Here is an 11,371-nt window from a genome sequence, read left to right on the forward strand (position 1 = left end):
GCGTGCCGCCGGCCTCCTTTAATTTCACCAATGATCGGCGGCGTACCCTGGGGTGTGCCCCGGCAGACACCCTGGAGAGGGGTTGGAGCGACCTTGTCGAAATCGAAACGCAAACCCCTGCCGGCGGAACCCGTCGAGGTAATGATCGAGTCCCTGACCCACGAGGGCCGGGGGCTGGCCCGGGTCGAGGGCAAGGCCGTCTTTGTCGATGGCGCCCTAGCGGGGGAGCGGGTTCGCTTCCGCTACACCCGGCTGCAGCGCCATTTCGACGAGGGTCGGGTGGTGGAGGTGCTGGAGCCCTCGCCCCAGCGCGTGACACCCCTCTGTTCCCACTTTGGGGTCTGCGGCGGTTGCAGCCTGCAACATCAGGCCCCGGAGGCCCAGATTGCCATGAAGCAGGAGATCCTGGCGGATGTGCTGCGTCGCATCGGCGGGGTCGCGCCGGAGCGCTGGCTGCCACCCTTGGCGGCGGGGCATTGGGGCTATCGCCGCAAGGCGCGGGTGGGGGTCCGCTATGTGGCCAAGAAGGGTAAAACCCTGGTGGGCTTTCGTGAGCGGGGCTCGGGCTTTCTCGCCGACTTGACGCGTTGCGAGGTACTGCACCCGGATGTGGGTGAGCGGATCCAGGCCCTGGCCGAACTGGTGGACGGGCTGAGCATCCGCGACCAGGTGCCGCAGATCGAGATCGCCAAGGGCGAGGGGCCCTGTGTCCTGGTGTTTCGGGTGCTGGCGGCCCCCTCCGCGGCGGACCTGGCGCGTTTGGAGACCTTTGCCGCCGCGCATGAGGTGCGGGTCTATCTTCAGGACGGCGGCCTCGAGACCATCCGCCCCCTGCCGGGCCAGGCGGTCGATCTGCATTACCGCCTGCCGGACTTCGGGGTCCAGATCCACTTCGAGCCCTCCGACTTCACCCAGGTCAATCTGGAACTGAACCGCCTCATGGTGCGGCGGGCGGTGGACCTCCTCGACCCAGGTCCCGAGGAACGGGTGCTGGATCTCTTCTGTGGTCTGGGCAATTTTACCCTGCCCCTGGCGCGGCGCGCGGGTGGGGTCGTGGGTGTGGAGGGTGACGCCGGCCTGGTTGAGCGCGCCCGGCGCAATGCCCAGGCTAACGGCATCGAGAACGCGACTTTTCAGGTCGCCGACCTTTATAGCGCCAACGTCGCCATGCCCTGGGCTGGCGACCGTTTCGACAAGGCCCTGCTGGACCCGCCCCGGGCCGGCGCCCTGCAAGTTCTGGATTATCTGCCAGCCTTGGGCGTCCGGCGGCTGGTCTATGTCTCCTGTTTTCCCGCCACCCTGGCCCGCGACGCCGAGCGCCTGGTGAAGGGCCTCGGCTATCGCCTGCTGGAGGCGGGGGCCATGGATATGTTCCCGCACACCGCCCATCTGGAGTCCATGGCGGTGTTCGAGCGGCCCTGATGCCGACACCAGCAGGCCGGCGACGGTCTTGGTGGTAGCCGTCCCTTTTCTTCACCTCCATCCACAACATCCGGAGTTTGTCTGAATCATGCCCGTTGAAATAGAGCGCAAGTTTCTGGTCGAAGGCGATGCCTGGCGTGGCCAGGTGGCCTCCGAGTCCCACATCATGCAGGGTTATCTCGCCAGTAGCCCGGAGGTGACGGTGCGGGTCAGGGTCAAGGGCGATCAGGCCTTTCTGACCATCAAGGGGGAGTCGCGGGGCGTGACGCGCAGTGAATACGAATACCCCATCCCGGTGGTGGATGCGGAGGAGATGCTCCGCGATCTGGCGGTCCTGCCACCCATCGACAAGGTCCGCCACCGCATCCCCCTCAATGGGCATGTCTGGGAGCTGGATGTCTTCGCCGGCGAGAACGCGGGTCTGGTGATGGCGGAGATCGAGTTGTCGGCGGAAGACGAGGCCTTTGTCATGCCCGATTGGGCGGGCCAGGAGGTTTCGGATGATACCCGCTACTTCAACGTCAATCTGGCCAAGAATCCCTATCGGCGTTGGTGATATCGTTCTGGCGGCGGCTCGCCAGGGGTCGCGGCCATGCGCCGCCGCCCCGTCCTGGGCTGGCCTGCCTGCTGGTCCTGGCGGTGGTTGGCTGCGGGTGCGAGGCCGGCGACCTCCCCATCCGCATGGGCCTGGCCGGCCCCCCCCGTAACCTGGACCCGCGGCTGGCCACCGATGCCACCTCCGAGCGGGTCAATCGCCTCCTCTATCGCCGACTGACGACCTTCGACTCCGAGTCCCTACCCTCGCCCGAACTGGCGCGCTGGGACGCGCTGTCGCCCACCCATTACCGCTTCACCCTGGGGGCGGAGGGGCGAGACTTCAGCGACGGTAGCCGCTTGACCAGCGCGGACGTCAAGGCCACCTTTGACTCGGTGCGGGACCCGGCGACCGCCTCCCCCCACCGGGCTACTCTGGCGACCATCGCCGAGATCACCACCGAGGGACCGGATCTTCTGGACTTCCATCTACGCGAGCCCGATCCCCTCTTTCCCGCCTATCTGGGCATGGGCATCCTGCCGGCGGCCCTGATCCAATCCGGTCATCCCTTTGCGGAGGCGCCGGTGGGCAGCGGGCCCCTGCGCTTCGAATCCTGGCCCCAGCCAGGCCGGCTGGTCCTGAGGCGCCAGCGGGATGGGCAAGTCCTGGAACTGCTGGCGGTCAAGGACCCCAATGTCCGGGTCATGAAGCTGCTGCGCGGCGAGATCGATCTGTTGCAGAACGACCTCTCGCCGGAGTTGATCGGCTTTCTGCGCGGTCGGGACGAGGTCCGGGTGGAACGGGCGCCCGGGGTCAATTTCTCCTATCTCGGCTTCAATTTGGAGGACCCGGTGACGGGGCTGCCTCAGGTGCGTCAGGCCCTGGCGCACGCTATCGACCGCGATGAGATCCTGCGCTACCTCCTCCAGGGCGACGGCCGCCTGGCGACAGGCCTGTTCCCGCCGGAACACTGGGCCGCCAGCCGGGATCTCCCCTCCCCCATCTTTGACCCGGACCGTGCCCGCGCCTTGCTGGCGGAGGTCGGCTATGGTCCGGAACGGCCCCTGCACCTGAGCTACAAGACCTCCAGCGACCCCTTTCGCATCCGCTTCGCCACCATCATCCAGGCCCAGTTGGCGCGGGTGGGCATCGAGGCGCGCATCCAGAGCTACGACTGGGGGACCTTCTTTGGCGACATCAAGGCCGGTCGTTTTCAGCTCTATGGCCTGACCTGGGTCGGCATCCGCACCCCGAACATCTTCCGCTACGTCTTCCATAGTGCCTCGGCGCCGCCGGAGGGGGCCAATCGGGGGCGTTACCGCAACCCAGAGGTTGATCGCCTGATCGAGACCGCCCATGCCGAGCCGGACCTGGGGCGGCAGGCGGTGCTTTATCGCCAGGTCCAGGCCCTCATCCTCGCGGACCTGCCCTATATCCCCCTCTGGTACGAGGACCAGTTTTACGCGGCCCGCCGCGAGGTTCGGGGCTACCAACTGGCGCCGGATGGCAACTATGACGCCCTAATGGCGGTCGAACTGGCCGGAGAGACCCTCCCGCGGGCTGGGGTGAAATAGCCCGACTTGTCGCCCCATGCCGTTTTGGCGGGGTCGCGCTAGCCGTCGCGGTTGCCAGCAAGTACCCGGATGGCGGAGATTTTGCATTCCGGAACGTCCCGCCCCCATGGCGGTTGCTCAGGTTGCGGATTCCATGGACAATTGGAGCAACTTCAGCCAGGGTAGCCACCGTGATCGATCCGGAAGGTTTTCGCCCAAACGTGGGCATCATTCTGTGCAACGCCGAGCGCCAGTTGTTCTGGGGCCGGCGTATTGGTCAGAATGCCTGGCAGTTTCCCCAGGGTGGCATTCGCACCGAGGAATCCCCGCTGGATGCCATGTTTCGCGAACTGGAGGAGGAGGTTGGGCTCCAGCGCCATCAGGTGACCCTGCTGGGCAGCACCCGGGGCTGGTTGCGCTATCGCCTCCCCAAGCGCTTTATCCGCCACCATTGCGGCCCCGTCTGCATTGGGCAGAAGCAGCGCTGGTTCCTGCTGCGGGTGGATTGCGGCGAGGATGCCTTCTGCCTCGACCGGTGCCGTAAGCCGGAATTCGATGGCTGGCGCTGGGTGCGTTACTGGCAGCCCCTGCGCGAGGTGGTCTATTTCAAGCGCCACGTTTACGAACAGGCGCTTGATGAGTTAAGCCCCCTCCTCTATCCGGAAGGGGTACCCGAGCGGCATTGGCCCTTGTCCCGGCTAGACCAGAATCCCTTGCTGTAACTGCTGAGGGGTGTTGGCGTGAGCCCTCACCGGGCCGTATGTCTTCGTCAAGAGCACTCACGCATTGAGATGTGAATTATCCACGGATTAGCCAGGCTTGGAGCGCGCGGCCCACCACGCCATCGCCCTTGACTAATTTCCCCGTCACGGACCCTTTTCCCCGGATGCTGTTTTCATGCTGGAGCAACTTCTTCGTATCGTCCAAGAGGTCAACGAGGCCCCCGATCTCGAAAAGGCCCTGGCCATCATCGTTCGCCGGGTCAAGAAGACCGTCGGTGCCGATGTCTGCTCCGTCTATCTCAGTGACTTTGACAAGCGCGAGCAGGTGCTGCAGGCCACCGACGGCCTCAACCGCTCCGCGGTCGGACGGGTGCGACTGCCGCTAAACCGGGGCCTGATCGGTCTGGTCAGCGAGCGCGCCGAACTGGTGAATCTGGATGACGCCTCCACCCACCCCCGATACCTGTTCATCCATGAGACGGGCGAGAAACGCTATCGGGGCTTCCTGGGCGTGCCCATCATCCAGAACCGTCGGGTGCTGGGGGTCCTGGTCCTGCGCCACCGCGAGGCGCGCCGCTTCGGGGATGACGAAGTCACCCTGGTGGTCACCATCGCCTCGCAACTGGCGGGGGCCATTACCCATGCCCGCGCCAGTGGCGAGTTGGCCCGCCTGCAGGGGGCGGAGGACCTGCCCAATCGTTTTCTCCAGGGCCTGGCGGCCTCGCCCGGCATCGCCATTGGCACGGCGGTTGTGGTCTATCCCCTGGCGGATCTGGATGCGGTACCCGACCGTGTGGCGCAGGACCCCGCCCATGAGGAGGCGGCCTTCCGCGAGGCTGTCGCCGCCGTGGTGCGTGAGATCGACCATTTCGCCAAGCGTTCCGCTCGGTCCCTGCGCCCGGAGGATCGCGCCATCTTCGATGCCTGGCGCCTCATGTTGGAGAGCGATATTTTGCTGGATGGCACGGTGGAGCAAATCCGGGCCGGCAACTGGGCCCCAGGCGCCCTGCGCCACGTTATCGCCGAGCATGCGCGCGTCTTCCAGGCCATGGATGACCCCTATCTGCGCGAACGCGCCTCGGATGTCCGCGACCTGGGCCGGCGTATTCTGATGCACCTGCAGAATGTGGAACCCCGGCATGTCACCTATGGCCCGGAGACCATCCTGGTGGGTGAGGAGATCAGCGCCATGCAGCTGGCCGCCGTGCCCCGTGAATCTTTGGCGGGCATTGTGTCGATCAAGGGCTCCAGTTCCTCCCACATCGCCATCCTCGCCCGCGGCCTGGGCGTACCCGTGGCCATGGGCGTGGCCGATTTGCCGGTGGGTCGCCTGGAGGGCAAGGAGGTGGTGGTGGATGGCTACCGTGGCCGCGTCTATCTTGCCCCCGGTCCGGTGGTGCGGGCGGAATATCAACGTCTGCGCGATGACGACCTGGCCCTCACCAACGAGTTGGAAAATTTGCGGCCCCTGCCCTCGGAGACCCCCGACGGCTATACCGTGCCACTCTTTCTGAACAGCGGCCTGGTATCGGAAAATCGCCCCATCGGTATCGAGCAGGCCGACGGCATTGGCCTATATCGAACCGAGTTGCCCTTCCTGGTGCGGGACCGTTTCCCCGGGGAGGCGTCGCAGTACAGCAATTACCGGCAGGTGCTGGAAACCTTCCACCCCCGCCCGGTGACCATCCGCACCCTCGACATCGGCGGCGACAAGCCCTTGCCCTATTTCCCCATCGAGGAGTCCAATCCCTTTCTGGGCTGGCGAGGTATTCGCATTACCCTGGACCACCCGGATATCTTCCTCACTCAGGTCCGCGCCATGCTGCGTGCTAACCTGGGCCTGGGCAACCTGCACCTGCTGCTGCCCATGATCAGCTCGGTTGGGGAGGTGGACGAGGCCAAGCGCCTGATTCGTCGGGCCCGCGACGAGTTGCTGGAAGATGGTCACGAGATCGAGATGCCGCCATTGGGCGTCATGATCGAAGTGCCCGCGGCGGTCTATCTGATCGACGCCCTCGCGCGTCGGGTCGATTTTCTCTCCGTGGGCACCAATGACCTCACCCAGTACCTCTTGGCGGTGGATCGCAATAATTCTCACGTCGCTAAGCTCTTCGATGAACTCCACCCCGCCGTCCTCAAGGCCCTGGAACTGGTGGTGGCCGGCGCCCGCGCCCATCATCGCGAGGTCAGCATCTGTGGCGAGATGGCCGGTAATCCCTTGGCCGTGCCGCTCCTTATTGGCATGGGCGTGCATGCCCTGAGCATGAGCGCTGGCAGTCTGTTACGCGTCAAATGGGTGGTGCGCAACTTCAGCCGCGCCAAGTCGCGTGAATTGCTGGAGATTGCTCGTCAATGCGAGGATGCGGGCTGTGTGAGGCGGTTGATGATGGAGGCCCTGGAAGAGGTCGGGCTGATCGGTCTGGTGCGGCCTGGGAAGTGACGTTGGGGTCAAGGGGCGGCTGACAGGGCCGCCAAGGCGCTATCACCTTGCCGCCCGGCGCCGCGGCCTTTATGGAGAGTTAGCCCCCATGGCCATCAAAGCCGACCGCTGGATTCGCCGCATGGTCGCGGAAATGGGCATGATCGAGCCCTTCGAGCCCGGTCAGGTGCGGGAATCCCCCGCCGGCGACCGTCTCATTTCCTACGGCACCTCCAGCTATGGCTACGATATCCGCTGCGCCGATGAGTTCAAGATCTTCACCAATATCAATTCCGCGATCGTCGATCCCAAAAACTTCGACGCCAATAGCTTCGTAGATCTTAAATCCGATGTCTGCATGATCCCCCCGAACTCCTTCGCCCTGGCCCGCACTGTCGAGTATCTGCGCATCCCCCGCGACGTCCTGGTCATTTGCCTGGGCAAGAGCACCTATGCCCGCTGCGGGATTATCGTCAACGTCACCCCCCTGGAACCCGAATGGGAAGGCCACGTCACCCTGGAGTTCTCCAATACTACCCCGCTGCCAGCTAAGATCTACGCCAACGAAGGCGTGGCCCAACTTCTCTTTTTCGAATCCGACGAGGGCTGCGAGACCTCCTACCGCGATCGCGGCGGCAAGTATCAGGGCCAGCGGGGGGTGACCCTGCCAAGACCTTAGGCAGGGCGTAACCAAAGTTTCAAAAAGACCGCGGGTTAGCCTATAATTCCACTTCTTTCGCGCCCTTAGCTCAGTTGGTAGAGCATCTGACTTTTAATCAGGTGGTCGTGGGTTCGAGCCCCGCAGGGCGCACCATTTTTCAAACACTTAGGCCGCCTTTGCGGCCTTCATTTTTCGGTGCGGCGGAAAGTGGGCGTTCGCCTTTCCGCGCCTTCTCCGATGGGTTCCCTACATCCCCCACAGCGGAAATGGCCCTCAGGATACCGCCTTGGCGGTTTGATGGATCAGGGCCCGACCCAAAAAGCGCTTGAGTTGCCAGGCACGGTTGATCATCCAGGCATAAAGGCCCAAGATGGCCATAAAACCCAAGAACATCAGGTGCTCGGGGACGCTATGAACATGACCCGCCAGACCAATGCCGGCGATCGCCAGGGCTACCAGCAGTATGATCCCCAAGGCCTGTTTGGGCGAGAAACCGGCGGCGAGCAGAATGTGATGGCAGTGCTGGCGATCGGCGCGGAAGGGCGATTGTCCCTTGGCGATCCGCCGTCCCATGATGACCAGGGTATCAATTAGGGGGAGGGCGATGAGCCAGAGGGCCGTCACGGGCGCCATGAGCCGGTCCGGTCCCTGAGAGAAATGGATCAGGAACCAGCAAAGCGCGAACCCCAGGAACAGGCTGCCGGCATCGCCCATGAAGACCAAGGCCTGGCCCCGGGGGCGCAGATTGAAGACCAGAAAGGCGAGCAGGGTGGCGATCAGCGGGGCCAGCAGGCTGGCTTGGTGGTCCTGTCCGCTCATATTCGCGATCAGCACCAGGGCTGAGAGGGCGATCAGCGCCAGGGAGGCCGAGAGGCCATCGACTCCGTCGCTCATGTTGATGGCATTCATTATCCCGGTCGCGGCGAAAAGCGTGAAGGGAATCGCCATCAACCCCAGAACCACCAGCCAATCAGGACCGAAGAGATAGCCGAGGTCCGTGACGACCACGCCGGCCCCCACCGCCATCAGGCAACCGGCCCCCAGTTGAGCCAGGATCCGCGACCTGGGCGAGAGTTCCCTTAAGTCGTCCAACACCCCCACCATCACCAGGATGAGCGCCCCACCGAAAAAGGCGCGAAAGGGCGACAACGGCAGGCCAGAGGCGAGGGCGGCCAGAAAAAAGGCAGTGACGATGGCGATACCGCCAATCAGGGGGGTGGGTTTGGCGTGATGCTTACGACCACCCGGGCGGTCCACCAGGCCGATACGGGTGGCAATGGGGCTTAGCACCCACAGCAGCACCACCGTGACGCCGAAGGCCATGCCGCTAGCGAGGCCTAATCCTTCAGACATGAGGTGGCCTCCGGCTCGGTTGGGAAAGGGGTGACTGGGTCATGAAGGGTCGTCCAGGAAGGGGTTGGCGATCTGGTCTGCGGCCGGCCCGGCGGGGTGGGGTTTGGCTGCCAGAGTTTCGACCCCGGAGGCCGCCCCGGACAGGTGGGGTGTCCGGCGTTTGTGCCGGCGCCGGCCAGGGGCGCTGTCAGTCTGATCCGCCTCCGAAAAGAAGACACCCGCCAGCAGGGCGAAGACGACCATGATGGCCGGGGTGTGCAGGTTGTAGTCGAAGAATTCATGGATCAACAGCATCAGCAGGCCAATACCCGCGGCAACCTGGACGAAGCGATACCTGGACCAGGTATCGCGACTGTAGATACGCGTCCACTGGAAGAGGTAGAGGCCAAGGAGCAGGAGGATCAGCAGGGCGGCCGGGATGCCGCCATCAAAGACCCATTCGACGTAATCGTTGTGGGCACGGTTAATGAACCAGGGTCCCAACTCCAGCGGCTGGAAGGCCGGAAAGACCGTGGGGAAGGTTCCCGGCCCGCTGCCGAAGGGCAGGAAGGTCCCGAGCCCTTCGATGGCGGCGGCGGAAATGGTCCAGCGGGCGTCCTCGAGGGCCCCCCCGAAGGAAAAGCGGTCCAGGACCGGTGCCAGGCCAATGCTGACCCCGATGCCGACGACGATGGCCACCAGGGTGCCGGTGGGACCGTACACATTGTCGCCGCCAATGCGCCGCGAGAAGAGGAGGGTCGTCAGGAGGATACCGAGCATGGCGAGGGCGATGCCGGTGCGGGAACGGGTGAAGATGATGCCGAGCACCAGCAAGATGGCCAGGGCACCGTAAACCAGGGCCGTGTGGCCGCGCAGAGAGGCCAGAAAGGACACCTTCCGGCGCCAGCCGCTTTTGCGATCGCCGCGATCACGGCCGAGATAATAAAGGAGTAAGGCCAGGGCAATCGGCAGCGTCATCACCAGGAGCCCGGCGAGATGGTTGCGGTTGGGAAAGGTTCCGGCCGCGCCGCTGCCCGAGGGGTCGAAGCCGAACAGTAGCAGTCCGCCCTGGCTGGCGCCGAACTGGACCAGGGCGAGGGTGGCCTGAAAGGCCGCGATGGCCAGCAGCAGGCTAATGAGGCGTAGCTGACTCTGCTCGCCCAGGGAGCGGGTGGCCAGGTAGACGGCGATGGGAATCAGGAGCACCAGCCAACTCGTTTGGGTCTGGAGGGCGACCAGTGTCAGGGCGCCGTCCAGACTCTCTCCGGATACCAATCCCAGGTTGGCGCGATAGGCGCCCTGTCCGGGTACGCCGTCGAGAACCCCGGCGGGCAGATAAACCAGATAGAGTAGAGGCAAGAGCAAAATCAATCCCAAGGTTATGATTTCCATGGAATTGACCGATATTTTTCCGGGGTTCCACAGGGCTAAACCCAGCAGGGAGACCGCCAGGAGTTCCAGCGCCAGCAGGGGGAGGGGGGCCAAGCCAGCGCGGAAGAGGGGCGCGAAAAGCAGGGTGATGATCAGGAGACCGAACAGCGCCCGTGCGCGCGGGGAGGCATGAAAGGGAGAGGATGCTGTCATGGGTCTGGGTGTGCCTGAGGCTGGGGACGTTCGATAAAAAGTATTGGCGTGTTAGAAACAGGGTGTCTAATTTTAATAAAATCAATAAGCTAAGTGAATAAGGGTGGCAAAACCAATAGGGGGAAGACACCCGCGCCGCTGCGGCACCTTGGGACTGGACATCCTTCCACCTAGTGTTTTCCGTAGCCTACTCTGGTTTCCGAGGCCTGAACAGGGGGTTGTTCGCGACCAAATACGACATTTTTGGAATTTTCCATCGTCTTTACTGTACGTTATGCACCTTGTCCCTGGAGATTATTTTCATCAAGCGCTGTTGGTGCTTTACGAAACATTCGAATGATTGTTATGCTCGCGAGCGGTTAGGGCTCTTCGGGGCCTTAAACTTGCGCGGAACCCCAACCCACCGGAACAGATGCCATGAAGATTACGTTGGTCCGTACGATCGCCTGTGCGGCTATCCTCCTTGTCATTCAAGGCTGTAAATCCTCGGGGGGGGTGACCGGCATGGGGAATGAGGGGTCGTCGTCAGGTGCCTCAACCGCGAGTGCCAAGGTGGTTCCCACCGTCCAGGGCTTGCCTCCGGACCCGGGCCCCGCCGCCATTCCCCGGATCAGCGAAGGTGATCTGTTGCAACTCGCGGTCTTCCAGGCTCCGGAGATGTCCACGAAGGAAAGGGTCATGGCGAGTGGGGAGATTTTTCTCCCTCTCATCGGTGCCGTCAAGGTTGCGGGGCTGACTCAAGAAGAGGCGGAGCAACTCATTACCCGCAAGCTTTCGGAAAATTACCTTCAAAATCCACAAGTCAACCTCTTCGTCGAGGAATCCGCCAGCCTCAAGGTCACGGTGGTCGGGGATGTGGGCGCCCCCGGCGTCTTCCCCCTCAAGGGGCAGATGACCCTGATGGAGGCTATCGCCTTGGCGCGTGGCGTCAAGGGTACGGCCAAGGACGAGGTGGTTCTCTTCCGTAAAACAGAGCCGGCGGGAATTAGGGCTTATATCATTGACATAGGCGAGATTGAAGAGGGCTCGTTGGGCAATCCTCCCTTGATTGGCGGCGACACGGTCCATGTCGTGCAGTCCGGGACCATGGTCTTTTTTGATCGCCTCTTTGGCAAACTCGCCCTGGCTCCGGTGGCCTTTTAG

General features: G+C 63.6%; 9 protein-coding genes and 1 tRNA gene. 8 read left to right on the forward strand and 2 right to left on the reverse strand.

Annotated features, from left to right (window positions below; genetic code table 11):
* The first annotated feature begins 30 nt into the window (after positions 1–30).
* From rlmD to IPN92_07485, 7 genes are all read left to right on the forward strand, one after another.
* Positions 31–1,422: a 23S rRNA (uracil(1939)-C(5))-methyltransferase RlmD gene (gene rlmD, locus IPN92_07455; protein MBK8638121.1), complete on the forward strand. Its 1,392-nt coding sequence runs from the start codon at positions 31–33 to the stop codon at positions 1,420–1,422.
* A gap of 88 nt (positions 1,423–1,510) precedes the next feature.
* On the forward strand, positions 1,511–1,978 hold the full coding sequence (locus tag IPN92_07460; protein ID MBK8638122.1) for a CYTH domain-containing protein: 468 nt from the start codon (positions 1,511–1,513) through the stop codon (positions 1,976–1,978).
* Between the two features lie 125 nt (positions 1,979–2,103).
* Positions 2,104–3,531, forward strand: a complete 1,428-nt coding sequence (locus tag IPN92_07465) for an ABC transporter substrate-binding protein (GenBank protein ID MBK8638123.1) — start codon at positions 2,104–2,106, stop codon at positions 3,529–3,531.
* Positions 3,532–3,701: 170 nt separating this feature from the next.
* Entirely contained in the window at positions 3,702–4,232 is a 531-nt protein-coding gene (locus tag IPN92_07470; GenBank protein MBK8638124.1) for an RNA pyrophosphohydrolase, read from the forward strand.
* A gap of 175 nt (positions 4,233–4,407) precedes the next feature.
* Complete coding sequence (ptsP, locus tag IPN92_07475; protein ID MBK8638125.1) at positions 4,408–6,672, forward strand: phosphoenolpyruvate--protein phosphotransferase; 2,265 nt, start codon at positions 4,408–4,410, stop codon at positions 6,670–6,672.
* Between the two features lie 88 nt (positions 6,673–6,760).
* Positions 6,761–7,330, forward strand: a complete 570-nt coding sequence (locus IPN92_07480) for a dCTP deaminase (protein ID MBK8638126.1) — start codon at positions 6,761–6,763, stop codon at positions 7,328–7,330.
* A 59-nt stretch (positions 7,331–7,389) separates the two neighbouring features.
* Positions 7,390–7,465 (forward strand) — tRNA-Lys (locus tag IPN92_07485).
* A gap of 120 nt (positions 7,466–7,585) precedes the next feature.
* Here IPN92_07485 and IPN92_07490 read toward each other — a convergent pair.
* Together IPN92_07490 and IPN92_07495 are read right to left on the reverse strand one after the other, a co-directional pair.
* Positions 7,586–8,665 carry an undecaprenyl-phosphate alpha-N-acetylglucosaminyl 1-phosphate transferase gene (locus IPN92_07490; protein ID MBK8638127.1) on the reverse strand — a complete coding sequence of 360 codons (1,080 nt, stop codon included), beginning with the start codon at positions 8,663–8,665 and terminating at the stop codon, positions 7,586–7,588.
* A 39-nt stretch (positions 8,666–8,704) separates the two neighbouring features.
* The gene (locus IPN92_07495; GenBank protein ID MBK8638128.1) at positions 8,705–10,228 is read right to left on the reverse strand and encodes an O-antigen ligase family protein; all 1,524 of its coding nucleotides are present in this window, start codon (positions 10,226–10,228) and stop codon (positions 8,705–8,707) included.
* Between the two features lie 552 nt (positions 10,229–10,780).
* Here IPN92_07495 and IPN92_07500 point away from each other — a divergent pair.
* A complete protein-coding gene (locus tag IPN92_07500) occupies positions 10,781–11,371 on the forward strand; it encodes a polysaccharide biosynthesis/export family protein (protein ID MBK8638129.1) in 591 nt (196 codons plus the stop codon).

It is taken from the genome of Chromatiaceae bacterium (genome assembly GCA_016714645.1).
Taxonomy (GTDB): Bacteria; Pseudomonadota; Gammaproteobacteria; order Chromatiales; family Chromatiaceae; genus M0108.

Excerpts from the sequence above, each read along its gene's own strand:
- IPN92_07465 (MBK8638123.1), top strand. The coding sequence starts at position 2,104 with ATGGGCCTGGCCGGCCCCCCCCGTAACCTGGACCCGCGGCTGGCCACC.
- IPN92_07495 (MBK8638128.1), bottom strand. The coding sequence starts at position 10,228 with ATGACAGCATCCTCTCCCTTTCATGCCTCCCCGCGCGCACGGGCGCTG.
- ptsP (MBK8638125.1), top strand. The coding sequence starts at position 4,408 with ATGCTGGAGCAACTTCTTCGTATCGTCCAAGAGGTCAACGAGGCCCCC.
- IPN92_07490 (MBK8638127.1), bottom strand. The coding sequence starts at position 8,665 with ATGTCTGAAGGATTAGGCCTCGCTAGCGGCATGGCCTTCGGCGTCACG.
- IPN92_07480 (MBK8638126.1), top strand. The coding sequence starts at position 6,761 with ATGGCCATCAAAGCCGACCGCTGGATTCGCCGCATGGTCGCGGAAATG.
- rlmD (MBK8638121.1), top strand. The coding sequence starts at position 31 with ATGATCGGCGGCGTACCCTGGGGTGTGCCCCGGCAGACACCCTGGAGA.
- IPN92_07460 (MBK8638122.1), top strand. The coding sequence starts at position 1,511 with ATGCCCGTTGAAATAGAGCGCAAGTTTCTGGTCGAAGGCGATGCCTGG.